This is a genomic window from Winogradskyella poriferorum, assembly GCF_050618035.1.
Lineage (GTDB): Bacteria > Bacteroidota > Bacteroidia > Flavobacteriales > Flavobacteriaceae > Winogradskyella > Winogradskyella poriferorum_A.
The window spans coordinates 382,926-409,384 of the sequence record NZ_JBODPY010000004.1; the positions used below are offsets into that span (position 1 = coordinate 382,926).

A 26,459-nucleotide genomic window follows, 5' to 3' on the forward strand; every position below is an offset into this window, starting at 1 on the left:
TATCGCAGAGCGGTAAATTCTCTTTCATATAATTAGTTACGTATTACTTCTATAGCATTTGATAAATCGAAGCAACCTACTAGGTCATTAGCATTCATTCCTGTTGCTAATCCTTGTAATCCGTCTTCATATCTCAGATACCAGATTAAACACACACCTGTACCAGCGCCATCAAAATCGACACCTTCAACATCTGCTAACGTAGGCGGTAATCCTAAAATATTTCCTAAGTCATCTGTAATGACATAAGTTCTATTTGCACCTGATGCATTTGGATTATCTAAAGTAATTCCACTTACCATATCTGGTGTGCCATCTACAGTAAAGTTAAAAGGACCACCTGACAAGGTACCAGCTTCTGGTGCGTTTCTTGTTACAGTTATGGAATTTGACAAATCGAAAGTACCTGTTAGGTTACTTGTATTTTCTCCAGTTCCAAGTCCCTCAACATCATCCTCATAGCGCATGTACCAAATAAGACATACACCACCACCAGCGCCATCAAAGTCCACACCTTCAACGGCCTCTAGTGTTGGTGGTAACCCTAGTATGTTACCTGCATCATCGGTAATAACATAAGTTCTGTTAGTACCAGCTGCGTTTGGATTATCTAATGTTATCCCACTCACCATATCTGGTATACCATCTACACAAAAAGTAAATGGCCCACCTGTTAATGTTCCAGCTTGTGGAATCACTACTGATGAACCATCATCATCACTACTGCAGGATAAGGCAATAAACCCTAATGCCATAATCCCTAAAATTGTTTTTTTAATCATTGCTCTTTTTTTAATTTGTTCACTACAAACTTATTCTAAGGAAAATGATTAAAATGTTAGCTAGCTAACAAAGCCAATATTTTTTTGATTTTAGTGATGAAATATCATGAGTGGGCAATCTAAGTTCTTGCTAATTTTAGTTTTATCAGCCTTACCGAATAAACGGTCAAAAAATCCTCTGAATTGACCTACAAGCGTTATTATATCGGTATCCTCTGGTTTTGTAGAGTTAATTAATATGCTCGACAAGGATTCATCCTTTATAATATGATAAGTGAATCTATTTTCGTCAATCAATTCTAATAACAAATGTTTATCTGAATTAATTTTATGTTTGACATCTTCTTCCGAGGAGATAAATCTTCGAATTTCGATATTAGCACCTAACTTATCGAGAAGTTCAATTATTTCTCTGACAGTAATATGATCTGCATAATCATCATTATCTAAGGCTAAGAGTAATTTTTTTGGTGGTTTATATTCATAACCATCTGGTATGACGAGGGTATTACAGTCAATATAGCGCAGAACTTTTAGGGCATTACTACCAAATAAAGATTCTTTTAGATTGGAAGCACCATTGGTACCCATTGAAATCAAATTGATATTATACTTTTCAATGACTTGTTTTATGGCATCAATAAAAACATCATAATCAATTAAAGGTTTAAACTGATGCAGGCGATCATTAGAATGGTGTTTTAATTGATTGACCAATCCCTTTAACTTCATTTTGTTATCTGAGATTAGAGATTCATAAATACTTTCATTTGCTTTACCGAGCATAAGATCATCGGAAGTGTAGCTAAGAGAATCCTGCACATTTAAAACATAAAAGTCGCACAACTCATTGCTATACAATTTCAAGGTATACACCATCGCATTAATAGAATTCTGAGAAAAATCCGTAAGTAAAAGTATATTCTTCATTGCGCTCTTATTTCTTCTTAAGTTAACTAAAATGAAATTATTTAATACTGATTTATGTCAGTTAATATATTAACTCTGATACGTAACTTAATCCAATAATAATTCTGTCATGATAACAACAATAGCTTCACCACAGTGTTCGGAAATCTTAAAGAATAATTACATTGGTTACTTATCTTATATAAGTAACAACACGCCTTACACGATTCCTATCACCTATTACTATAATGAAAATGAGAAGTATATTATATGCTACTCTGGTCTTGGTCATAAAATTAATGCCATGAGGAAAAATATAAATATTTCATTAGCTGTTGCAGATATTTTTGCTGCAAAGAAATGGCAATCTGTATTAGTACACGGCAGGTATGATGAGATAAGTGGAGGAACAGCAAAGCTTTATCTCCATGAATTTTCATTAGGTATAAAAAGTATTGTACTAAGAAAAGAAAGAAAAGACCTCGATTTCATTAGTGAATTTTCGAGTAAAATTTATAACCAAGACGTTCCTATTGTATTTCTAATAAGAATAGATGATATGACTGGCAAAATGCGTTCTTAGATAAAACAAAAAAGCAAACTATAATAAGCTTGCTTTTTTATTTATTGTGACCTCGACAGGATTTATATCATGTTTCCTGAAAAAGCTCCGCTTTGAAAATAGTACAAACAAAAAAACACTCAAGCGAGCTTGGTGTTTTTTCTTATTGTTCTATTTATTCGTGACCTCCACTGTTGACTCTTCTAACTTTATTGAGGATTTAAAAAACATTTTATCGTTCGATTTTTGATTTTCTAAAACCGACCAAAAAAAAAAAAAATTCCCAAGGATAAAAAATTATGCTTGGGAATAACAAGTACAACAAATTGATTTGTTCTCGAATCAAACCATCGAAATATTCAAAAAATTGGCTGCGCAAAATTTGTATTAAAATCTCACTCGAAAACAAAAAAATATTCCCAAGTATAAAAAATTATGCTTGGGAATAACAAGTAGAGCGTACAGAAAAAATATCGAACCATTTAATACAAGAAATCAATAAACTTAATCAGTTAAATGAATTTTAAACAAATGTCATCATTGACTTTTCGGTACATAAAGTACTCCTCTCCTATTCATATGCATCTCAAGAAAAAGAGTACAGATACGGCACAATTTATTTAGCCATATAATCCTGCCACTTAATAAGAACATATTTATCGTTACCGTTCTCCTTTTTGCTCAAGAACCCATATTCGTAAACAAACAGATAGACATTGCCTTTTCGGTTCTTCCAGTAATGGGTAAAGAAATTAGGGTCAAACCCTTCGGCCATAAATATCGATTGTCTTACCACGGCCTTGCCCGCCTTATTGTACTCTTTTAGGATTCTTCGGTTCAACCGTAATTGATTATCCACCTTATTGTAAAAACGTTCCGGACGTTCCTGTTCTACTTTGTACTGGTGGGCACTTTTGCATCTTGGGTCACAATATTTTTTATCGATTCTGCCCGTGAGTTTTTTGCCACAATTGAGACATTTTTCTTGTAATCTCTTCATTTTGTTAACTTAAGTGAATCTTATACGCAAGTTATTCGAATAAAATACGGTTTATATTTTTGTTTTGATATAATTTGACCAAAAAAATGGAATTACGTAAAACAGTCACTTTAAAACATCTATTGATTGACCAAAAGAAATGTATCGGAATCCAGTTCAATTCCGACAAAGTATTAAATGCCCTTGTTGAAAATCTTCCCAATGTTTCATGGAGCGGCGAGTTTGCCATGTACTATCTTCCAAACTTAAAGTCTAATCTAGATCTGATCTTCAAAACTTTCCAAGGTGTCGCTTGGGTCAATGGCAATTATTTCTTTCAGGAAAAGGTCGTAAACGACAATAACCCGGTCATTAAACTTGACAAGTACAGAAAAAGAAAACTGGAGAACGGTTACAAGGCATGCCCGGAATCGTACCTGCTTAAACTAGAACTGAATAGGTACTCCGCCAATACCGTTAAGAACTACGTATCAAGTTTTGAATCGTTTATCAACCACTTCAAGGATAAGGAGCTCAGTGAAATTGATGAGCAAGACATAAGAAAGTATCTACAACTTCTCATTAAGGACGGTCTTTCAAACTCTCAGGTCAACCTTACCATTAACAGCATAAAGTTCTATTACGAAACTGTCCTTGGTATGCCTAACCGCTTCTACTCTATTGAACGACCTAGAAAGAAAAAGACTTTACCTAAAGTCTTGTCTAAAAAAGAGGTATTGAGAATGATAGACTGTGCCGGCAACATCAAGCACAGATGTGTTATTGGCTTATTGTACTCTTCCGGACTGAGACGTAGTGAGCTATTGGAGTTACGCACAACGGATATTGACAGTGAGCGAATGGTGATTAACGTTAGGGGGGCAAAAGGCAATAAGGACAGGGTTACCGTTCTTAGCCCGAAGCTTTTAGCCGACCTGAGGAGCTACTACAGAGAACATAGGCCAGAGAAATACCTGTTTGAAGGTCCCAAGGGCAGTAAGTATAGCGCTTCAAGTGTTTTGAAAATCGTAAAAAGAGCTGCTGTTAGAGCTAATGTGAACCAAATAGTGACACCGCACATGCTCAGGCACAGTTTTGCCACTCATCTTTTGGAAGAGGGTACCGACCTTAGACACATACAGCTGTTATTGGGACATAACTCTACAAAGACAACTGAAATCTACACCCATGTCGCAAATAAAACCTTTGGTAAAATAAAAGATTTGCTATCTTAGGCGTATAATGTGGATATACGTAATACGTATATCCAATTGTTATGTGCAACCTAAAAAAACGAACGACAGTGCAACATTGAAATGGAAGGAATGCAAAACGCCAACCCTTCACAAAATTAAAAGAGGTGTTTTTGCCAACACACAAGCCCACACTAAAACACCACATTTAATTTTGCCCAACCGCACCCAAGCCCACCCACCACCCCAAAAGATGAATGGATTGACAACAATCAAGTAAACTTTTCGACCAGTTCATTACACTTTGCAGACATTTCTTCTGAACTGTAAGGCATATCCTCATCCAACCAATTTGTTAGATAACTGACCAATGCAGCGGACAACGCTTCACTTGTAAAATATATTTTGAGTTGTTCTGACTTTGATTTTGATGAATCACGTTTTAAATCTTTGGCAATTTTCAAACTCATCACATCTCGAATATGACCGATAATTAAATCCCCACCTTTCTTCCCCAACATTGCTTTTGCAATTTGAAAATTGTCTGCGCAGTGATTGAAAAGCATTTCAAAATCTATCCCATCTTTACTTTTCTCGTTCATCGTTCCAAGCAAATTCTCGTTCATCGTTCCAAGCAAACTAAAGAGTAATTGTTCTTTACTTTCAAAATGAGCGTAGAAAGTGGAACGACCTACATTTGCTCTATCAATTATTTCTTGAACTGTTACCGCTTCATACCCTTTCTCTAAAATCAATGCTTTAAAAGCATCTGACAAATACTTCTTTGATTTTTGAATTCGCCTATCAACAGGCTTTTGAGTTTTCTTCTTCATTTTACTGAACTTTTATCCGAATCTGTTCCATAACAGACACTTTGGTCGATTTAGCTATTGTACGTTTTTTTAAGACATTCTATTTTTGCATTATAAATATAAAACAAATTATTCGATAACAGACAACAAGTTTTAAAACAAACGAAGTATATGAAAAAATCAATTCTAAAATACGGTTTTCTTTCAGTCGCCATTTTTCTAATGGCGTTTGCACCAGCGGACACACCAACCGAAATCGTAAAAAAGGCTTATTACAATGTTCGAAGTAGTGCTTACTCAATGAATATGACAATGAAATTAGTGCGTCCAAAATGGACAAGAGAACTCACTGTCAAAGCTTGGTCAAAAGATGCGGATTACGGAATGATGGTAATCCAAGCACCTGCAAAAGACAAAGGAATCTCGACTTTGAGAATTAAATCGGAAGGTTGGACTTGGCTTCCTTCCATTGAAAGAGTAACCAAAATTTCACCGTCCCAAATGAGCCAATCTTGGATGGGTTCAGATTTTACGAATGAGAATTTATTAAAAGAAGCTTCGATAGTGAACGACTACACGCATAAACTATTAGGCGAAGAAAAATTTCAAAATGTTACTTGTTATAAAATTCAAGCAACACCTAAACCAAATGCAGCGGTAGTTTGGGGCAAGGTCATTTTATGGATTAGCAAAGATGATATATTACAACGGAAAGCTGAATACTATGATGAAGATGGAACATTGATAAACACACTTATCAATAGTGATTTCAAAACTGTAGGAGGTAAAAAAATAGCCACCACTTTAGAAATGACACCCAATAATAAAAAAGGACAAAAGACTATCATAACAATTTCAGCTGCAAATTTCAGTGAGAAATTGGACAATAACTTTTTCTCAAAAGAAAAAATGAAAACCGTAAAATAAAATGAAGCAACTTATAAAATTAGCTTGGCGAAACATTTGGCGAAAACGCAAAAGAAGTGTAATTATCCTTGTTAGTATTGCTTTTGCTATCATTATTACAATTAGCCTGCGTTCTTTAATGCTTGGTAATGGCGATAAAATGGTAGAAGCAGGTGTAAAGAATGTGGGATATATTCAAGTACATACTGCGGATTATTGGAAAGATAAGTCTATCAATGATTTGCTTTTGGATGATGATAAATTGATAGACAAAATCAACTCTATAGAAGGTGTTACACAAATTATTCCACGACTTCAAAACTTCTCATTAGCCGCAGGAGACAAAACTTCAAAGGCTTCTTTGGTTTTGGGCATTGATGGCGATAATGAAAATGAATTTAACAAAGTAAAAGACAGAATTGTAAAGGGTAGTTTTTTTACTTCAAAGAGCAAAAAAGTAGTGATAGCAGAAGGGTTAGCAAAATATTTAAAACTTACAGTAGGCGATACATTGGTGTTAATCGGACAAGGTTATCAGGCAAATGTAGCAGCAGGTAAATACCCAATATCAGGAATTGTAAAAATTCCTAATCCACAAATGAACGTGATGTTGGTGTATATGCCTTTGTCTTTGGCACAAGAATACAATAGTGCATTTGGAATGTGTAGCGCTTTAATGCTCAACATTAAAGACAAATCCCAAACAAACAGAATTTCCAAAGAACTAAAATCAAAGTTGGGTAGCAATTATGAAATTATGACTTGGGATGAAATGATACCTGAAATTTTGAACGCGCTCAAAATTGATACCACCCTTTTTATTTTGCTTTCCTCGTGTCTTTTCTTAATTGTGGGTTTTGGAATAATCGGAACAATCATAATGATGGCATTGGAACGAAAAAAAGAATTTGGAATGCTTCAAGCAATCGGATTACAGAAATCACAAATACAAACTGTGATATTTTTAGAAAGTTTAATGTTGGGCATTACAGGAATTATTATAGGATTATCAATCGCAATTCCATTTATGATTTTTATGTACTACCACCCAATTCCATTGACAGGAGATGGTGCAAAATCTTTTGAGGCAATGGGTGCGGAACCCATTATGCAATTTGGAATCAAACCGAAACTATGGGCTTTAATGTCATTTATAGTTTTCTGCATAATGCTAATTGCAAGTTTGCTTCCTATTCAAATCATTAATAAACAAAAAGTGGCTGAAGCCATATAAAACGATAATAATATGACTACAAAATTAGCTTGGAGAAATATTTGGCGAAACAAAACACGGACAACCGTTTTTTTATTGGCAGCCTTCTTTGGATTTGCAATGGCTTTATTCGCATTAAATTTAATGAAGTCTATATCCCAACAGCGTTTGGATGATGCGAAGAATCTACAAACAAGTGATTTGCAAATTCACAAAATGGGATTTCAAGACGACAAGGACATTACACTTTTTATTCCTAACGCAGAAAATGTAATTCAGAAAGTCAAAGAAAACGCAAATGTAGATGTTGTTGCAAAACGCATATCCACAAATGCAGTTGCAGCTTCACCTGAAAACAGCATAGGTTGTGAAATTAAGGGAGTTGAACCTACAACTGAACGTGAAATAAGTGTAGTACAAGATTTTTTGGTTGAAGGCAGCTATTTAAGTACAGATATGAGAATGCCAATTCTAATCAGTAAGAAAACTGCCGACAAGTTAAAATTGAAATTGAAATCAAAAATCATTATCACACTCAAGAACACTCAAGAGGAAATTGTTGGCGGAAGTTTTAGAGTAGCAGGAATTTTTGCAACACCAAGTACACCTTTTGATGAAAATACGGTAATTGTAAATTACACCGATTTACAAGAATTGGGTTCAATTTCTGAACCGCAAGAAATCGCTATTAAAATTAAAGACCCAACAAAATTAATAGAAACACAGAGTGGTATTCAGGAAACGCTATCTGCCGAATATGAAGTGAATAATTGGAAAGAATTATTGCCAGAACTCAATGCTTTTGATGCTTTGATAAATATGGTTGGAGTTCTTTTTACAATCATTGTCATTTTAGGTTTAGGGTTTAGCTTGATGAATATTATGAATATGATAGTTCAAGAAAGAACGCACGAAATAGGAATGTTACGAGCCATTGGACAAAGTAAATTCAAGGTGTTTTCAATGCTACTAAATGAAGCAGGAGTGCTTATGATGATAGGTGCAGTTTCAGGAATATTATTTGGCTATGTTTTAACTCTCATTGCCAGCAAGGTAGGTGTGCCTATAAGTTCAGGACTTGATATGTTAGGCATTAGACCAGTGATGTATCCTAAATTGAATCCTGAAATTATAATAATGGTAATTGTAATTGCTAAAATTTTAACGGTTGCAATTGCTTCAATACCAGCATACCGAGCAATGAGAATTAAGCCTAATTATTAAGAGATTAACAACAAAAAAAATAAAATGAACGTAATAGAAATAAAAAACCTTCGCAAGATTTACAACGAAAAAACAGTTCCAGTAAATGCAGTAAATGATGTTTCCCTTTCATTTAAGGCAAAAGAATTTACCGCTATTGTAGGTGCTTCGGGTTCAGGAAAAACAACTTTACTTAATTTGATAGGTGGCATTGACACACCCACAAGTGGCAATGTATTTATCAATGGAAAAAATGTAAGCGAATTATCCGAAAACAAAATGACACAATTTCGCAGAGACAATATTGGGTTTGTGTTTCAGCAGTATAATCTTTTACCAGTTTTAACTGCAAAAGAAAATGTTGAGTTTATAATGGAACTGCAAAAGAAACCAAAAGAAGAGAGAGAAAAAAGAGTGACCGTACTACTTACCGAAATTGGTTTAGCAGATAAAATAAATGAAAGACCTGCAAAACTTTCAGGTGGTCAACAACAAAGAGTTGCAGTTGCAAGAGCTTTAGCTCACAAACCAACTTTTGTAATTGCTGACGAGCCAACCGCAAATCTGGATAGTAAGTCAACTGCGGATTTGCTAAACATTATGGAAGAACTTAATCAAAAAGAAGGTACAACCTTCATTTTTTCCACTCACGACCAAAGAGTAGTTGACAGGGCAAAACGAGTAATTGTATTTGAAGATGGGAAAGTGATAAGCGATACTTCAAAATGAAAAATGAAAAATGCGAAATTCAAATCTTATAATAATTCTTCTTCTTTTTCCAAGCCTTGGTTTATTTGCCCAAAATGAAAACATTAATCCAACAGACACAATTGATGTAGAACAAATTGAAAATAACAATCCAAGTAAGTTTGAAATAAATGGGTATCTGAAAGATTTGGTTTCAGTAGCTATTCCTTCTTTCAATGGATTATGGTCTTTCGATAATCAAATACATAACCGTGTTAATTTTAAATACTACGCTAATTCTTGGCTTACACTTAATGTTGAAGCAAGAAATAGAATTTACTTTGGGAATAGCGTTCAACAAATTCCAAATTTTGACGAGCAAGTTAATCAATCGTTAGATTATATACGTTTAGGAGGTATTGTCTCGCAAGGGCAATCTTACCTCATTCATTCAACAATAGACCGTGCAAACTTAAAACTTGATAAAGATAAATGGCAAGCGATAATTGGTAAACAGCGAATTAATTGGGGGAAAACGTATGCTTGGAACCCGAACGATTTGTTTAATGCTTACTCATTTTTCGATTTTGACTATGAAGAACGCAGAGGAACTGATGCTGCATTGGTAAAGTACAATATAAGTTCATTATCATCTATTGAATTCGCATCCAACATTGATAGCACTTTTGACAAAATGATATTTGCAACTAATTACAAAACAAATATTAAAGAATATGACTTTCAATTTTTGGTTGGTAAATACAAAACAGATATTGCCCTTGGTGCAGGTTGGGCAGGCCAAATTAAGAATGCAGGTTTTAAAGGAGAATTGACCTATTTTCAACCTTACAAAAATGTTGGCGTAAACCCGACTTTTATAGGCGACATTTCATTTGATTACACACTGCCAAACACATTAAATTTCCGACTTGAATTCATTGGAAATACAAATCCTATTAAGACCACAAATATCCAATTTTTGACTCAACCCGTTTTTGCAAAAGGACTAATCAACAACTATGTTTCAACCTTCATTTCTGTCGGTTATGACATTACACCATTAATAAAAGCCAACTTAAATTCCATTTGGAACATTGACGACAACTCTATTTTCTTGAACCCAACAATTGACTTCTCTCTGACAGAAAATACTAATTTACTGATTGCAGCACAAATATTCACAGGCGACAAAAACAGTCTTTACAATGGAGTTGGAAGCTATGTTTTCACAAGGCTGAAATGGAGTTTTTAACGACAAGTACAGCCAACACATTTGGTGGCACATTTGTATTTTTCCGAACCCTCAATCCAACGCTAAAAAATCCAAAAGAGCCACCAAGCCAACGCACCTGAAAAGGAAAGGCAGCACATAACATTGTATAAAAGCAATAGCGGTTCGGGTGCAAACTCGAACCGTTTTTGCGTTTAATTAAGTATATTGCTTGCCGAAAAGTAGTTGCATTTTAATCCGCTACTGCTCTTATACTAACCGTTATGTGCAAGCTGAAAAAACTCACCTTCATCTTTCTAACCTTTGATAATTATCGAGAAAATTCTTTTTGTATACCCGACCTAGCGGAATCTTTGATTCGTTTATTTTTACAAAACTAGTAGACACTACTTGAACTTTGTGAATATTTACCAAAAACGAACGATGAACTTGAATAAACTTGGAAGCAGGTAAATTGGAAACCCAATATCTTAACGGATAAGAAACATGATATTTTTTATTTTCACAAAATATTATCGTATAATCACCATCAGTCTGTATATAAATAATTTCATCGAATTGAACACTTACCAAGTCATATCCAACTTTAACTAAAATACCTTTTGGCTCTTTATATTTGTTAATATCAGTAGCGTAATTCAATTGTCGCTGTACTTTCATAACGGCTTTTAAAAACCGTTGAAATGAAAATGGTTTAAGTAGATAATCGGTTATATCTAATTCATAGCCTTGTATAGCATAATCCGAAAAAGCTGTAGTTAGTATAACTTTGGGTTGTTGTTGTAAGAGATCTAAAAAATCAATTCCAGAAAGTTTAGGCAAATTAATATCGAGGAATATCAAATCCACTGAACTCTCTCTTAAATAATCTAAACCTTCTAATGCGTTCGAAAACATGCCCTTTAGATGAAGTATTTCCACATCATCAATATATTTTTTTAGAATCTTACGTGCAGGCATTTGGTCTTCTATAACTATGCATCTTATTATTGATTTATCTGTTTTTTCCATAAAACCACTAGTGTATTGACCTTTCTAATCTAGCTCAATTCTCAAAAATACTTTGTACATATTATTTTTATCCTCTATAATAAGTTCATGTTTTTCAGAATAAATAATGTTAAGTCTTCCTTTTACATTTTTTAAGCCAATTCCTTTGCTCAAATCATTTGTATTACTGTTATTCGAATAATTATTATCACAAGTAAAGTACAATGTCTTATCTGTAATTTTTATTGAAATGTTAATTAAAATGTTATTCAGTTGACTTGCATACGAATGTTTAAAGGCATTTTCAACAAAAACCATTAAAATTAGAGGAGCTATTTTCAGTTGTGATAAATTACCCTCTACTCTGAAATTGACTTTTCCTTTATCATCGAATTGCAATTGGTTTAATTGAATATAATCTTTCAAATTCTCAATTTCTTTACTTAATAAAATCCTATCTTCTCTACAATCGTAAAGCATATATCTTAAAATGGAAGCAAGATGAAGTACTATTTTAGGAGTTTTAGGAGAGTTTTCTAATGCGTAAGCGTAAAGATTATTAAGGTTGTTGAATAGAAAATGAGGATTAATTTGAGAATTAAGAAAATTCAATTCACTTTCAGCAACCAAACGGTTAAGCGAATCTATTTTCTTTTGTTTTTCTATGGCATCCCAAGAAAATTTAAATCCAACTAAAAAAGCCAATGGTGGTAATACATCTAACAACGTCCAAAACAGATTAAATCCTCGTCCATGAGTATTAGACAGCAGTATTTTTTCAACCACAAATTCCTCAAGAACAATTACAACTACTATCGAAAGTATTAGCAATAAAGAGAAAACCCATGTTTTCTTCTTATAAAGAAAATTAGGAATTAAAACATAGTCGATAAATAATGCACATAATACATAGCTCAAAGAATACAGTGCCTTGCGAGTATTAAACCCAAATTCGCCTTTGTCAAAAGAATTCAGTACAAACAAGAATAACGCAAGCACACCAAATAAAAAATATTCTTTATTAATACGTTTCCATAATTCAACCATAATAAATATTTAACCATTTAAAAATATCAAGTTTTATTAAAGATACGAGTATCATTCTGTTAACGACCGTTTTAACCAGTCGAACAAAAATTATTAATCAACTGTAGCCGTTTAGCCAAATGATTTAGTTGCTAAAAGATTTCATTACAACAAACTCAATTTGTTCGGATATCTTCGTTACTAATCGAAAAAAACTTGATTTTATGGTTAAATATCTTTCTTGTTTAGCAGTTTTACTTCTTTTTATTATTGTTGCCTGTAACAGCAATAATTACAGAGATGAGGAATATGTTGCAATTCCTGATTTCAATTTTCCAAAGTCAACCAAATTCAAAGAAAAACTTTCGGAATATAAAATTTTCGAGGGTTCACCAGCTGATTTGCTTCCGTCAAAAGACTTTCACTTATTGGAATTAAGTTCAACTTTATTTACTGATTACTCTCAAAAACAAAGATTAGTTAAATTACCTGTAGGAACTAAAATGAAAAAGTTAACTGACGGTTCCATAGAGTTTCCAAATGGAACAATACTCACTAAAACATTTTTCTATTACAATGATGATAGAGACCAAAGTTTAGGTAAAAAAATTATAGAAACCCGTTTAGAAATAAAAGAAAATGACGTATGGAATATAGCTACATACATTTGGAATAAAGAGCAAACTGAAGCTACACTAGAAACGAATGGACTAGAAACAAAAATTAGTTGGATTTCCGAAAACGGTACAATGCGCTCAACAAATTATCAAGTTCCAACCGAAAACCAATGTATGACTTGCCATCAATCTAATTCTAAACTAACACCTTTAGGACCAACATTAAGAAATTTAAATCGCATTGTAAGTCGGCATAGTTCAAATCTTAACCAAATTGAATACCTACAATCAGTTGGACTTTTAAATGAATTTGATGTTAATCAAATTGACTACATAGTTGATTATAAAAATACTGAAGAATCATTAACTGACAGAAGTAGAGCTTATTTAGATATGAATTGTGCACATTGTCATAATCCGAAAGGTTGGGATAAATCAACACAAAGACCATTTGATTTCAGATATGAAACACCTTTAGAGCAAACAGGAATTTTACGCAAAAAAGAAAAAGTTGTCAACACAATGATAAGAGGTAAAATGCCCTTTATAGGAACAACAATGCTAGATGAGGAAGGTATCGAGTTATTGCTTGAATTCACTGAAAGTCTATGATAGAACAATCCAAATCTATACGAATTGGTCTAGGTTTTGTTGCCTTAATAGCTATTTTAACTAGCCTTTATCCTGGTGTTTTTGCCTTTATACCATCATCACGAGGGCTTTTTGAAACTAAACCTGATGAACTTTTACGGAGTAGCTGGTACATTCCTATTTTTATGACTCACATTGGATTTGGTGCTATCGCTATATTAGCGGGAAGCACCCAATTTTTTGATAAAATTAGAATTAAAAAACCTAGTCTTCATCGCAACCTTGGTAAAATTTATGTTGCTTGTGTAATCCCTAGTGGTATAATGGGTTTAATAGTGGCGTTTTATGCAACAGGTAAATGGTACTCGAAGCTTGGTTTTATTCTATCCGCTTTGGGTTGGTTAACCTCAACTATTGTAGCATTTGTTCAAATAAGAAATAGAAATATACAACTTCATCGTATTTGGATGATGCGCAGCTTTGCTTTTTGCTTCGCTTTTGTGACTTTCAGAATTTATTTATCACTAGGTGAAGTTCTGGGACTGCGTTTTTATAATTATTATTCGTATTTATCATTTTTATCGTGGGTTCCAAACTTAGTTTTCATTGAACGGCGTATTAAAAAAATTAAAAAAGCCAGCACATAACAATGTGTATAAGTAATAGCGTCTTGATTGCTAAATGGAAACATATTCCTATTTTTTTTAATTATTTTTCATTCCGAAATATAGTAGCATAAAATTCGCTACTACTCATACACGAGACCGTTGTAAGCAAGCTGACCAAAATAATATGAAAAAAACCTTAATTATTTTTTTAATACTTCCATTTGTTGCATTTGCACAAAGCGCAAAAGGATATTTCGACATTTCAAAAGACGCTTTTTACCATGAAAAAATGAGTAGTTGGAAAAAATATACTTATAAGGATGTTGACTGTAAATTCAACACAATTGTAGATAATGACAGCGTTTTTACATTTAGTGCTCAAAATAAGTTTTTTCAAGAGGATTATAAATTGACTTTGAACAAACAAAAGAAAATAACAAAAATTGAGGTTTTTTTCACAGTACATAATGGAAAATTGGATGAATGGTTTCCTTACAAATATCCTATTAACATTTCAAACCTTTTTAAAGATGTTGGCACGCCTTCAGAAACAAAAGAGAATATATCCTATAAACCAAAGTACGGCGCTGACGTATCTGATTATTTATTTAAAAAATATTACAAATGGAATAACGGTCTTTTCAGAGAAACAAAAATAGAACTTGAAGTTGCAAATGGTACTACTAAACTACCTGTAAAAAATAAGCGAGGTAAGATTAAATCTTATAGAACAGTTGACTTTGGTTACATGGCATATACACCAAAAGGACAAGGTACGTTAACAGAAAACGACATTAATTTTAACGTTTCATCTAAAATTTCGGATGGTGCAAAAAAAATATGGATTAAGAATAAACGTGAGCTTATTTCTTTGTTAGGTTTAGAAAAATTTGACGCTTCAAACTCATGGGTTGATGGACAACTTCATCCATACTTATTCTATTTAGAAGCAACAAATGACCCAGAAGAATATTTTAAAAAATTCTTTTTTCACGCAAATATTGTGTACGGAATCGAATTCGGAGACGAAGGCTTAGAAGAAAATCAAAAGTACACTTACACATCTCTACCAGATGGAGTATTAGCAAGAGCAATTGGTATGGACAAAGAATGTTGCATTGAAATTTTAATAGACCTAGAGAATTGGAATAAATCAACTTATATAGATAAATTATTTATCATGTATCATGAATTTGGACATGATGTTTTCGAATTAGAGCATAGTGATGGGATAAGATTAATGACTACCAACAAACTGGATATTGACGGCCCCTCTGTTTTAGGAGAAATGATACATGAAATGTTCATCGCTGTTCTAAAAAAACAAAAAGGGAAATAAAAACACAGCTTACAACACCGTATATAATTTATTGCTAGTTCTAGTCTACTTACGAAAATCCTCACAAATTTTCTATTGGATTAAATACTGTGTATAATTAATTGCTGAAACATGCAACAAACCATATACAACAACGTTAGCATTAATTAAGAATCGATGAAGAGCAAAGTAAAAATATCTGTAGTACTTACTATTTGTTTGAGTATCAACACTGCTATAGCACAAAGCAATGCAAATGATGGAAAAACTAGCTCTAATTTACGTTCAAGTGAAACAATAAAGCCTTTTAAGCTGCAACTAGATAGCTTAATTGGCAGAAATGGAGAAAACAAGTTTATATACTATTGGAACTATGATAAAAATAAAATCACTGAGGAAGTTTTTCAAATAGTTGGCAATAGAAAAAAGCCAATAAATAAAACAGAAAGCATATATGATAATCGAGGCTTAATACAAGTAGAATTCAAATACAGTTGGAAGGAAGATCTAAAACAATATCAACCTAGCACATCTATGAATGGTTCCAAAACAGAATATATTTATGACATCAATGGGAACAATTCATTTCAATATCAATATTACTGGAGTCTTGACAAAGAGTCTTTTTTGCCGTATGACAAGGAAGAATTTAAGTATAATAAACAAGGAAATAAAACTGCACGCTTATGGTATACGTGGAATTCGAAATTAGAGAAATTTGATCTTTTATCTAGAACTGATTACCAATATAATGAAGCAGGTAACATCATAGAAACGAAATGGTATGACTATGCATCTTACAACAAAGATTATCGCAATGAATTCTTTTTGAGTAGTAAAACTACATTCACTTACAGTGCATTGCTAGATAAGCAGTATTCAAAAAGTTATAGCTGGGACGCCGAAGCACAGGATATGCTACTATCAAGTAAGGAAGAAGTAAGGTACATCTTTAAAAACACTAAAAAATTCTCTTTGAAATACCACACCTGGGAATATGGGGTTATAAAAAACAAATTCGATTATCAGAGAGTTATGTATTCCCCTAGCTTCATTAAGCTAAGCAAAAACGACATTTCGACGGCTAGAATTTCAAGCAATAGAGAATATACATATGATAACTATGGCATATGTATCACGTATAACAAGTACTCTCTGAACAAAGTGACTAATGCTAACTATAAAAGCAACACCAGAATTAGAACGATACTTGTTGATGATGAAAAAAGTCTAATTTACCAATATACTGATTCAGATTATGATTTAGATTTTTACAACTGGGAAATAGATAAAGAATGGGTAGAATATTATTCCAAAGTTGAAAAGTGAGTTGAGAATAGAAAAAATGCTAACAAAAGCTAAACTGCATTAAAACGCAGTTTAGCCAAACCGTTAGCCTTTATTAAAAACAACAGATAATCAATTGAAAAAAAGTTTTAAATCATCAGTTATACGCAACGCAGAAGAAGCTAAAAAATATAGATGGCAGGTTTCATTAGCAGTGCTTATCCTATTCATTTTTGGTGCCCTCATTAACATTCCATTTAGTAGAGAAGTTAAAAGACTAAACATAGAGGCTGGAAATACAGGAATTAACTTGAATGAATCAATTTATGCCGACATAACTACAATAGTAATCAGTAGTTTAATATTAGGTGCTATATTAGTTTTTATTGGTATTTGGCTTTCTTCAAGAGCCAATATGGGAGCACCACTAATTGCCAGATTTTTTTCAAAAAAACCGATTAGTGAGATAATTACGAGAGATGCAGTTGTGTCCAGTTTTTTGTTGGCAATAGTTGTTTCTATCATTCTATTAGGCTTATTTGAAATTCAGAAAGAGTTTTATCCTGTAGCACATAAGCTGTCCCGCCCATCCAAACCTTTTTATGCACTTGTGTCTTTCTCAGCTGGAATAACCGAAGAGATAATGTTTAGATTAGGACTAATGTCACTTATACTAACTGTATTCCTTTTTTTTAAGAAAATCAAAAAACCATCGAATAAACTAGTTTGGACAAGCATAATAATTTCATCATTATTTTTTGGACTTATTCATCTGCCATTATCAAAGAATTTTGTAGAACTAACGTCTTTTACAATTGGCGTTACAATGGTTGGGAATTTAATTACTGGTTCAGTATTCGGGTGGATTTTTTGGAAACGAGGATTGTTGATTGCGATATTATCACATATTTTATCTGATATAGTATTTCACGTTATAGGAACGCCTTACACATAAAATTAATGTAAACTAACAAAGGCTAACAATGGCTATAAGTAATTGCTTGTTCTCGCCTACTTCTGAAAATCCTCGCGGATTTTCAGGTTGGTGTGTACTTGCAAAGTTAAGTGCTAACCCACGCAACTACTCATAGCCGAGACCGTTGTACACAATATTGGAAAAAGACCTAATCTAAACATTAAAATTTTGCAGAATTGATCTTTTTAAGAAACATTCTGCTGTAAAAGTTTTCAGAAAATTTAGGATTAACTTCCCACAAGAGTATAAAATTTTCCTACTACATCTGCCTTTCTTAAAAATTTTATACACTTGCTACATTTGCCCTTAAATTGATGATTTTTTTGATTACGTATAAAAAAACCAACCATGAAATTCATGGTTGGTTTGCTATTAATCAAGTAATTTGGAGCTAAGGGACAATTACTAACTTAAACCCTGTTTTTATTTAGTTTTTCTCAAATGTGAGCATATCTGTACCTCCATTTCCTCCACTAACATCAATAAGTTCAATTCTTGTAGATGTTGTTGTTACCACATCCCAATCATCATTTAGGTCTTCAAAATCATTGTCATCTGGTACAGGGAAGAAAATATTGAAATCTATATCGTCATCACTACTACTATCATCACTACTGTTACTGTCATCTGTAACAGACCAAGTTCCTGTTAGGGTATTTGAACCATTTGTAGCAACTAGTGAGCCGTCAGAATTAAATGTAAAGTCATAACCATTGAAATCAGAAGTTTCATTTTGCCCTGAATCATTAAAGTTTGTGATTCGCCATGTGCCAGATTCGACATTATTTTCAATCTGTGAAATTTGCTGACTGTTATCATTCGAACTTCCATCGTCATCATCACTTGAACACATGGATGACATTAGAGAAAAACTTAACATTAATAACAGTCCGAGATTAAATACTTTTTTCATGATTATTAGATTTTATTTATTTCTTAAATTATAGTTTTTGAATCGTTAGTGTATCTGTTCCACCTCCACCTCCGCTCACGTCTTGGATTACCACTTCTGTAGATGAAACTGATATTACATCCCAATCGTCATCATTAAACTCTTCAAAAGGCATATCAGTTGCAAAATCTAGAGCCATTTGGTTACCAGAACTAAATATGTCCCAAGTACCGTTATTGGTGTTAGATCCATTTGAAGCAGATACAGAACCATCCATGTTAAAATCTAATTCATAACCTGCATAATCAGATGTTTGGTCATCGGAATCTTCTGTGTAAGATGCCACAATCCATAAACCATCAATTAATATAGCTTCTAAATCATCATTTCCGCTACCACCATCAAAAGGATTTCTTTCAAACGTTAAAAAGTCTTCCGAACCATCTCCTCCGCTTACATCCTTTAATCTGATAATGTCATTGGTTACTTCAAGAACATCCCAATCATCTGCTAATTCATCAAGTGGAATACCAGCACCAAAGTTTAAATTTAGACCAAGTTCGGTATCATCCCCAGATGTTGTAGACCATGTTCCATTAGTCGTTCCAGCCATATCCATTGCTGTTGCGGTATTGTCTGATGCAAAATTGAAGGTATAGTCAGCAAAATCTGCTGTTTCATCTGTATCATCAAAGAAGTAAGTGACATACCAATCTCCATTTGTTAGTGCATTAACTAGAGCAGTATCATCAATATTACCACTAGATTGACAATCACTCTCAAACTCTAATCGGTCATCTCCTAATCTTAAATCAATCTCTACCTCATCATCGTCATCATCACTTTCTTGTTCGATTTCATGTAAATTCCAAGTATCATTAAAATCTGGCAACCCGGTAATATTAATAGTTACTGAAATATTATTACCTGCACCTGAAGCTTCCCAGGTACCATTAAAAGTATTATTGCCTTGAGTGACTAAAATTGTCCCGTCTCCATTGAATTCAAACACGTAACCAACATAGTTGTCTTCTAGGTCATTGTCATTTCGTTCTAATTTATCAACTGTCCATTCAGAGCAATCTGCAAAAATGGTTTCAAGGTCATTGGTAGAACAGTTATCACAATCGTCATCGTCAAAATCGTTGTCATCATCCTCATCACAAGTGTCATCTGCCATTTCAATAGCGTTTTCTAACTCTTGTATAGAATTTATGGTTTGTGTCGTTCCATCAGCAAATATTACAGTAATAGGAAAGTTAATAGTTACTGCTGCATACTCATCTAGATCATCAATAAAATCATACATGTCATTATCGTTATTGATAGTTATGGAGCTGATTAAATCATTGTTCTCATCGAAAATAGAAGCTGTAATTGGGTATTGAAAGTCAATACATTCAATATCATCATCATCTTCATTTTCACCAACACAGTTACCTGTAAGTTCTGCTAAATCAGCATCTGAGTTGATTACAACTGTTGAATAATCTATTAATATTACTGTTATTGGATATGAAATGACAACGGAATCTACATCATCATCAAACAAATCGATAATGTCTTCAATATCTTCATAACCATCCTCATCGTTAATTTCGAGTTCAATACCATTTACTGTAACGGTAACTGGAAGTTGAACACTTAAACAACTGGCATTATCTATAATGTTATCGCTAGAACCATCATTGGTTGCGGTTCTACTCATTAAATTTGCTATTGTAGAATTGGCTTCGATTGTTTCTTCAACAGGAGGATCAATTTGTAAATCGTCTTCAGTTCTACAAGATGTCATAGTGAATACAACACCAAGAACTAGTAGTAAGATTGGTTTTAATGTTTTCATAATTAAATGTTTTTGATTAAATAAGTTCGTTTTTTGATTTACCTTTTAAAAGGCTCTTTATTCTTAAAACAACCCATTAAAAAATTGTCCCAAGAAAAAATAGACTTTTTTTTATTTATCTTTCTTTTCTGTAATCAAAAAACCTAATCCTTGCCAAAATCATTGCACCAAGACATATGCGATAAGATTCGCTTCTCAAAACTATATGAGAAGTATGCACAGTCATTGAGTAATATACTTTTTTATAAGTATGGTGATCTGTTAAATCCTTCAGACAAAGTCCAGGAGGCATTTATAAAGTTATGGGAAAACTGTGCTAAAATAAAACCAGAAGCAGCAAAATCTTATTTGTACACTACTGCTAATAATATGATGCTGAATGAAGTTAAGCATCAAAAAGTAGTATTAAAATATCAACAGGTAAAACCAAAAGACTATACTAATGAATCTCCTGAATTTATTTTGCGCAAAAAAGAATTTTTAAAACGGTTTGAACGTGTACTTTCAGAATTAAAAGAAGAAGAGCGCGTTGCATTTCTTTTAAATAAGTTAGACGGTAAAACCCATAAGGAAGTTGCAGAAATTTTGGGCATTACCAAAAAAGTAGCTGAGCACAGAATATATGCAGCTTTGAATATACTTAAAGAGAAACTTGAAGAACTTAATCGAAAATAGTTTTGGGACAATTAAATTTTAAGTTGTTTTAAATATATAACAGCATGTTATGGATAAAGAGCAATTAGTAAAAAAGTGGTTAAATAATGACCTGTCTGATACAGAGTCAATAGCTTTCAATGCATTGGAAGATGCCGACCTCTATAAGGAAATTATTGAAGAAGCTCAACGGTTTAATGTTAGTACACATGCCAAAGTTGAATCTTTTGATACATTGGATGAGAAACTAGTTTCCAAAAACAACAATTCTATCAATTGGGTAAAAGTTGTATCTAGTATAGCTGCAATTTTTATTGTTGGTTTTGCACTCTTTACATTTTTAAATAAAGACCAAATTAGCTCTTATCAGACCACTTTAGCCCAAAATGAAGTCATTACCTTGCCTGACAACTCAATTGTTAATCTCAACGAACTATCCGAGCTACAATACAATAATACCAAATGGAATTCTAATAGATCATTGGATTTAACTGGAGAAGCTTTTTTCGATGTAGAAAAAGGAAAACGATTTGATGTTAATACGCCTTTTGGTATAGTAAGCGTTCTTGGTACAGAATTTAATGTAATGTCGAGAGATAGTATTTTTAAAGTCTCATGTTATGAAGGTTTGGTGCAAGTTGCATTTGATGATGAGAATGTTAAGTTACCTGCTGGAACAGAGTTTATCTTATCATCAGGAAAAGGTTCTAAATCTAAAATTACAATAGCAGAGCCACATTGGTTAAAAAACATGAGTGTTTTTGAAAACGCATCTTTTGAAGATGTTATCATTGAACTCGAAAAACAGTATAATATAAAAGTTCAGTATCCATCTGATTTGAATATTCAGTTTACAGGTGCTTTTGAACATGATAATCTTGAAAACGCACTAAAATCAATCTCTAAGCCCTTTAATTTGACCTATTTAATCGACACAAACAAGGTCATTATTACGAATGGGGAGAACTAGATTTTACATATTTCTGTTATTAAGTGTCTTTCCACTATATCAAATATTAGGACAAAATTCTGAACAGGGTGTACCTATTTCTAAAGTTCTTGAAGAAATTTCACAGATTCACTCAATCACTTTTAATTATGAAAGCAGTCTTCTAAAAGATATTCTTGTAGAACCTATACCAAAGGATTTAAAACTATCAGCTAAAATTAAGAATCTTGAAAATCAAACTAACCTAGTCTTTGAGAGGGTCAGTGATATGGTATATACTATTTCTAAAGGGATTCAGTTATGCGGTTATATAATTGATTCTGAATCACAAAGTCCACTCGTTTCAGCTACGGTAACGAGTAAGTTTGCTTATGCTGTAACTGATGATAAGGGTTATTTTGAAATTGAACTCAAATCTTTAAATGAAGTATTAACCATAAGGCATATTGGATTCAAGACCATAGAACGTCAATTAAAATACTTCAACTTAGAAGCCTGTTCAACAGTAACAATGTTTGCCCAACAAGAAGTCATAGCACCTGTTCTCATTGAATCTTATTTGGTTCGTGGAATTGACAAAAGACAAGACTGGACAACATCCATTGACTACAAAAAGTTCAGTTTGTTACCTGGCCTTATTGAATCTGATGTTTTGCAAACTGTTCAAGCACTGCCTAGTGTTTTGAGTGTTGATGAAACGGTTTCAAACATCAATATTCGAGGAGGCTCTAATGACCAGAATTTAATGCTTTGGGATGATATAAAAATGTATCAAACAGGACACTTCTTTGGTCTAATATCAAGTTTTAACCCTCTTATGACGCAAACTGCTAATGTAATTAATAATGGTTCGGATGTAGCATTGACAGATGGTGTTTCAGGAACAATCCACATGCAAACAGATAAACAAATTGATTCAAAATTTAATGGTGTTTTTGGACTTAACTTCTTAAATGCGGAGTTATTTTCAAACATACCAATAGGAAACAAATCATCATTGCAAATAGCTTCAAGAAAGTCATTAGATGATTTTGTAAGAACACCAACTTACGATGTCTATTTTGAAAGAGTAATTCAAGAAACGGAAGCAGACAATAATGTTTCCAACGTTACTAATTCTAACCAAGAGTTTGATTTTTATGATGCTTCTTTAAGATGGTTATATCAGCCAACAGACAAAGATTTTTTAAGGCTAAACTTTATTTTGATTAACAACGATTTAGGCTTTAACGAAACTGCCGACGTTAATGGAATTTCACAATCAAGAAGAAGCGGTATTTCTCAAAATACTCTTGCTATTGGACTAAACTATAAAAGACAATGGAATGAAAAGTTGTCCTCAACCATTAACATCTATGATAATGAGTATAAGCTCGAAGCTCTTAACGCAGATGTTTTAAATAATCAGCTTCAGTTACAAGAAAACATTGTTTCTGAAACAAGTGTTCAATTGAATAACTTATATGAGGAAAATAGATGGCGTTTTAATCTTGGCTATCAATTTACAGAAACGGAAGTTATTAATTTAAACGATATTGATTTACCACGTTTTGTGAGACGTGATGAAGAAATATTGAGAGAACATGCAGTCTTCGGTCAAGCTTTGTATAAAAGTCCAAATAATGACTTTTCAGTTAGAGGTGGTGTAAGAGCGAACTATCTAACTCGTTTTGAAAAATTGATAGTTGAACCTAGATTAAGCGTTAGAAAATCAATAGGAGAACATTTTGAAATTGAGGCACAAGGAGAATTTAAACACCAAAGCACTTCACAAATTGTCAATTTCCAAAATGACTTTTTAGGAATTGAAAAGAGACGATGGCAGTTAACCGATAACGATAGTATTCCTGTGCTACAAAGTAAACAAACTTCATTTGGAATACTGTATAAGAATAGTGGTTGGTTTTTAGATGCCAAAGGCTATTACAAAACAGTTGATGGCATAACCACCCAAAGTCAGAGCTTTACCACTAAATACGAGTTTGCAAAAGAAAAAGGAAGTTATGATGTCTATGGATTTGAGTTTCTCTGCCGAAAAACTTTTGGTAACTTCAATAGTTGGTTAAGCTATTCTTATATGAATAATATTTACTCATTTGAAGCTCTTGAAGATATTGAGTTTTCGAGCAACTTTGATATAACACATTCTGTTACTTTGGGTACAACGTTTAGTAATAAATCTTGGAATGTCTCAGCAGGATTAAATTACCGAACAGGAAACCCAACTACTATACCGTTAGTGGGTAATGAGATTGTAGATGATGATGTAAATTTTGATGAAGGTAATGGTCAAAGATTAATTGATTATATGAGAATTGATGCTTCAGCTATTTACAAATTCAAAATAAGTAACACATTTCGGTCAGAAATTGGTGCATCAGTTTGGAACATCTCTAACAAGCAAAATGTTATTAAAGACTTTTACAGGGTCAATGAAAGTGATGGAGTAAATAAGTTTTCAAGATTTTCTCTGGGTTTAACAACAAATGCTGTAATTAGACTTCTCTTTTAATAACAATGAATTAAGTTAGAAAAAAAATTAATTTATATTAACATTCCACACACTTTTTCTCCACCAGCTTAAGCCAACACAAAAAGAGTATTCCATTAGATAGTAAAAGAAACATACTGCAAGAAAACTTTTGAAAAACTTTAGTACTATCAAAGAATATTTTAGAACACGGAATTAAGATTATAGAATAATAAAGTCTAATTTAAAATAGAATTTAAGGGACAATCACAAAATTAGAACTAAAAATACTGTGTACAACAATGTATATAATCCATTGCTAATGAAGGCTTATTTACGAAAATCCTCGCGGACTTTCTATCTGTGATTTATTTGCTAACTTTAGTGCTAAAACACGCAACGTATCATATACAAGACCGATGATAGCACATTCGCCAAAGGCGAACTTTAATATGCGCTGCTTCGCAGACAATGCACCTTAAAGTAAACGTGCTATCATCTGCAGGGTTAAACCAAATTACCACTAATGCCCATCCCAAAAATATCGCCTTCAGCGGGCCTCGAGCCAAAACGTGCGACATCGTCGGTTAAAAGTAATTTGATCCTGCTTCTCGAATTCCCAATCTAATAAATTCTACAATATACTCTTCGCTCTCGCGAAGCTAATTGACAATCAATAATCAGAGATTATAAGGAAGACCGATTCTCTGATTATTGCTTAAGAATTTATTATCTTTTCATTCTCTAAGCAGAACTACGTTTAACCCTGCAGTTGTACTGCATTTAAGACAAAAACTATGGCAATAAGGAAATTCAAGACTATCTGCAACTAGAGGGATTGTATATCCCAAAACAGACCCTTAACAAAATGTGGTCTAACATATTTTATGCTGGTTACTTTACCAACAGTTTAGTTCCCGATATCGAAATCAAAGGACATTGGGAACCAATAATTACAAAAAAGGAATTTGGTATGCTTCAAAATAAGCTCAATAATTCGAACCAGATAGGTATTCCAAAAATAAATGGCAATACCGAGACCCCTTTGGCTCCAAAGTTCTTGATTTGTGACGACTGTAACACTAATATGGCCTCATATAAGAACAAAAGAAAGCAGATCCTATACTATAAATGTTCGTCCTGTAATAAAACGATAAATGCAAATACAAGAACGAAATCACTATCAGCTGGTATGCATCAGCAATTTTCTGGTGTTTTGGAATCTCTTAAGTTATCAAAAGCGTTTCAAAATCTGTTCTCAAAACAACTAGAGAAGATTATTGAGCATCAAATATCAACGAGTGCTGATAAAAAGCGACAGCTAAACTCTGAGATAAACAATCTTCAGGAACAGTATGATAAAATCGAATTTAGGTACGCCACCGATGAAATATCAAAGGAGATTTTTGAAAAACATGGATCAAGGCTTAAAGAACAAATTGAAAAGAAAAAACAATTTCTTCTGAATCTGCCGTCAAAAATGTCGAACCACAAAAAAGTAATGAAATTCTTTTTCAAAGTAGCCCAAAACCCCGTCAATTCTACGAATCACTGGATTACCATAGCAAAAGGCTTTTCCAAAACATCCTGTTTCCCGAAGGCTTTAGGTTTTCAATGAAAAACAAGGAATGTAGAACCAGTAAAATGAACCTGATTTTTGAGTTAACCAGTTCATTTTTATAAAATTACAACCCTAAAAAACAAAAGACTCAAACACAAAAAGCGCTTGAGTCTCATTTAGTAGAGCATACAGAAAAA

General features: G+C 33.0%; 23 protein-coding genes and 1 pseudogene. 16 read left to right on the forward strand and 8 right to left on the reverse strand.

Translation table 11 applies throughout. The features are described 5' to 3' along the window. Positions 1–32 precede the first annotated feature (32 nt). On the reverse strand, positions 33–782 hold the full coding sequence (locus tag ACRHOC_RS11500; RefSeq protein ID WP_431158788.1) for a hypothetical protein: 750 nt from the start codon (positions 780–782) through the stop codon (positions 33–35). A 90-nt stretch (positions 783–872) separates the two neighbouring features. After that, a complete protein-coding gene (locus ACRHOC_RS11505; RefSeq protein WP_431158789.1) occupies positions 873–1,712 on the reverse strand; it encodes a universal stress protein in 840 nt (279 codons plus the stop codon). A 109-nt stretch (positions 1,713–1,821) separates the two neighbouring features. Between ACRHOC_RS11505 and ACRHOC_RS11510 the strand changes: the two genes are divergently transcribed. Next, on the forward strand, positions 1,822–2,274 hold the full coding sequence (locus tag ACRHOC_RS11510) for a pyridoxamine 5'-phosphate oxidase family protein (protein ID WP_431158790.1): 453 nt from the start codon (positions 1,822–1,824) through the stop codon (positions 2,272–2,274). A gap of 595 nt (positions 2,275–2,869) precedes the next feature. On the opposite strand, the gene ACRHOC_RS11515 is transcribed toward ACRHOC_RS11510, so the two are convergent. Beyond that, positions 2,870–3,253 carry a hypothetical protein gene (locus ACRHOC_RS11515; RefSeq protein WP_431158791.1) on the reverse strand — a complete coding sequence of 128 codons (384 nt, stop codon included), beginning with the start codon at positions 3,251–3,253 and terminating at the stop codon, positions 2,870–2,872. Between the two features lie 86 nt (positions 3,254–3,339). Between ACRHOC_RS11515 and xerA the strand changes: the two genes are divergently transcribed. Further along, positions 3,340–4,467 (forward strand): site-specific tyrosine recombinase/integron integrase, encoded by a 1,128-nt coding sequence (xerA, locus tag ACRHOC_RS11520; protein WP_431158792.1) that lies wholly within the window; start codon positions 3,340–3,342, stop codon positions 4,465–4,467. Positions 4,468–4,697: 230 nt separating this feature from the next. On the opposite strand, the gene ACRHOC_RS11525 is transcribed toward xerA, so the two are convergent. Then, positions 4,698–5,258, reverse strand: coding sequence for a TetR/AcrR family transcriptional regulator (locus tag ACRHOC_RS11525; protein ID WP_431158793.1), 561 nt, complete (start codon positions 5,256–5,258; stop codon positions 4,698–4,700). Between the two features lie 150 nt (positions 5,259–5,408). Here ACRHOC_RS11525 and ACRHOC_RS11530 point away from each other — a divergent pair, with 150 nt between their 5' ends. From ACRHOC_RS11530 to ACRHOC_RS11550, 5 genes are read left to right on the forward strand one after another with little or no spacing between them, the layout of a single operon-like run. Then, positions 5,409–6,164 carry an outer membrane lipoprotein-sorting protein gene (locus ACRHOC_RS11530; RefSeq protein WP_431158794.1) on the forward strand — a complete coding sequence of 252 codons (756 nt, stop codon included), beginning with the start codon at positions 5,409–5,411 and terminating at the stop codon, positions 6,162–6,164. A gap of 1 nt (position 6,165) precedes the next feature. Continuing rightward, complete coding sequence (locus tag ACRHOC_RS11535) at positions 6,166–7,377, forward strand: ABC transporter permease (RefSeq protein ID WP_431158795.1); 1,212 nt, start codon at positions 6,166–6,168, stop codon at positions 7,375–7,377. Positions 7,378–7,389: 12 nt separating this feature from the next. Then, entirely contained in the window at positions 7,390–8,580 is a 1,191-nt protein-coding gene (locus ACRHOC_RS11540; protein WP_431158796.1) for an ABC transporter permease, read from the forward strand. Between the two features lie 24 nt (positions 8,581–8,604). After that, entirely contained in the window at positions 8,605–9,288 is a 684-nt protein-coding gene (locus ACRHOC_RS11545; RefSeq protein ID WP_062055918.1) for an ABC transporter ATP-binding protein, read from the forward strand. A 10-nt stretch (positions 9,289–9,298) separates the two neighbouring features. Next, positions 9,299–10,498: a hypothetical protein gene (locus ACRHOC_RS11550; protein WP_431158797.1), complete on the forward strand. Its 1,200-nt coding sequence runs from the start codon at positions 9,299–9,301 to the stop codon at positions 10,496–10,498. 267 nt (positions 10,499–10,765) lie between these two features. On the opposite strand, the gene ACRHOC_RS11555 is transcribed toward ACRHOC_RS11550, so the two are convergent. Both ACRHOC_RS11555 and ACRHOC_RS11560 read right to left on the reverse strand, forming a co-directional pair. Beyond that, on the reverse strand, positions 10,766–11,488 hold the full coding sequence (locus ACRHOC_RS11555) for a LytR/AlgR family response regulator transcription factor (protein ID WP_431158798.1): 723 nt from the start codon (positions 11,486–11,488) through the stop codon (positions 10,766–10,768). Between the two features lie 24 nt (positions 11,489–11,512). Then, positions 11,513–12,514 carry a sensor histidine kinase gene (locus tag ACRHOC_RS11560; protein ID WP_431158799.1) on the reverse strand — a complete coding sequence of 334 codons (1,002 nt, stop codon included), beginning with the start codon at positions 12,512–12,514 and terminating at the stop codon, positions 11,513–11,515. Between the two features lie 203 nt (positions 12,515–12,717). Between ACRHOC_RS11560 and ACRHOC_RS11565 the strand changes: the two genes are divergently transcribed. The 5 genes from ACRHOC_RS11565 to ACRHOC_RS11585 all read left to right on the forward strand — a co-directional run bounded on the left by ACRHOC_RS11565 (position 12,718) and on the right by ACRHOC_RS11585 (position 17,869). Then, entirely contained in the window at positions 12,718–13,722 is a 1,005-nt protein-coding gene (locus tag ACRHOC_RS11565; RefSeq protein WP_431158800.1) for a hypothetical protein, read from the forward strand. Further along, complete coding sequence (locus tag ACRHOC_RS11570; protein WP_431158801.1) at positions 13,719–14,348, forward strand: DUF2306 domain-containing protein; 630 nt, start codon at positions 13,719–13,721, stop codon at positions 14,346–14,348. The genes ACRHOC_RS11565 and ACRHOC_RS11570 overlap by 4 nt, the downstream gene beginning before the upstream one ends. A gap of 145 nt (positions 14,349–14,493) precedes the next feature. Continuing rightward, complete coding sequence (locus ACRHOC_RS11575; protein WP_431158802.1) at positions 14,494–15,648, forward strand: hypothetical protein; 1,155 nt, start codon at positions 14,494–14,496, stop codon at positions 15,646–15,648. A 156-nt stretch (positions 15,649–15,804) separates the two neighbouring features. Further along, the gene (locus ACRHOC_RS11580; RefSeq protein ID WP_431158803.1) at positions 15,805–16,956 is read left to right on the forward strand and encodes a hypothetical protein; all 1,152 of its coding nucleotides are present in this window, start codon (positions 15,805–15,807) and stop codon (positions 16,954–16,956) included. Positions 16,957–17,050: 94 nt separating this feature from the next. After that, entirely contained in the window at positions 17,051–17,869 is an 819-nt protein-coding gene (locus ACRHOC_RS11585; RefSeq protein WP_431158804.1) for a CPBP family glutamic-type intramembrane protease, read from the forward strand. Positions 17,870–18,317: 448 nt separating this feature from the next. Here ACRHOC_RS11585 and ACRHOC_RS11590 read toward each other — a convergent pair whose 3' ends face one another. Both ACRHOC_RS11590 and ACRHOC_RS11595 read right to left on the reverse strand, forming a co-directional pair. Continuing rightward, positions 18,318–18,803, reverse strand: a complete 486-nt coding sequence (locus tag ACRHOC_RS11590) for a hypothetical protein (protein WP_431158805.1) — start codon at positions 18,801–18,803, stop codon at positions 18,318–18,320. Positions 18,804–18,831: 28 nt separating this feature from the next. Then, positions 18,832–20,628 carry a hypothetical protein gene (locus tag ACRHOC_RS11595; protein ID WP_431158806.1) on the reverse strand — a complete coding sequence of 599 codons (1,797 nt, stop codon included), beginning with the start codon at positions 20,626–20,628 and terminating at the stop codon, positions 18,832–18,834. A gap of 150 nt (positions 20,629–20,778) precedes the next feature. Between ACRHOC_RS11595 and ACRHOC_RS11600 the strand changes: the two genes are divergently transcribed. The 4 genes and pseudogenes from ACRHOC_RS11600 to ACRHOC_RS11615 form a co-directional block, all read left to right on the forward strand. Next, positions 20,779–21,303, forward strand: a complete 525-nt coding sequence (locus ACRHOC_RS11600) for an RNA polymerase sigma factor (RefSeq protein ID WP_431158807.1) — start codon at positions 20,779–20,781, stop codon at positions 21,301–21,303. A 49-nt stretch (positions 21,304–21,352) separates the two neighbouring features. Then, positions 21,353–22,252, forward strand: coding sequence for a FecR family protein (locus ACRHOC_RS11605; RefSeq protein WP_431158808.1), 900 nt, complete (start codon positions 21,353–21,355; stop codon positions 22,250–22,252). Further along, positions 22,239–24,743 carry a TonB-dependent receptor gene (locus ACRHOC_RS11610; RefSeq protein ID WP_431158809.1) on the forward strand — a complete coding sequence of 835 codons (2,505 nt, stop codon included), beginning with the start codon at positions 22,239–22,241 and terminating at the stop codon, positions 24,741–24,743. The genes ACRHOC_RS11605 and ACRHOC_RS11610 overlap by 14 nt, the downstream gene beginning before the upstream one ends. A 763-nt stretch (positions 24,744–25,506) precedes the next feature. After that, positions 25,507–26,319 (forward strand): annotated as a pseudogene (locus ACRHOC_RS11615) (hypothetical protein); the annotation flags it as partial. Between the last annotated feature and the right edge of the window lie 140 nt (positions 26,320–26,459).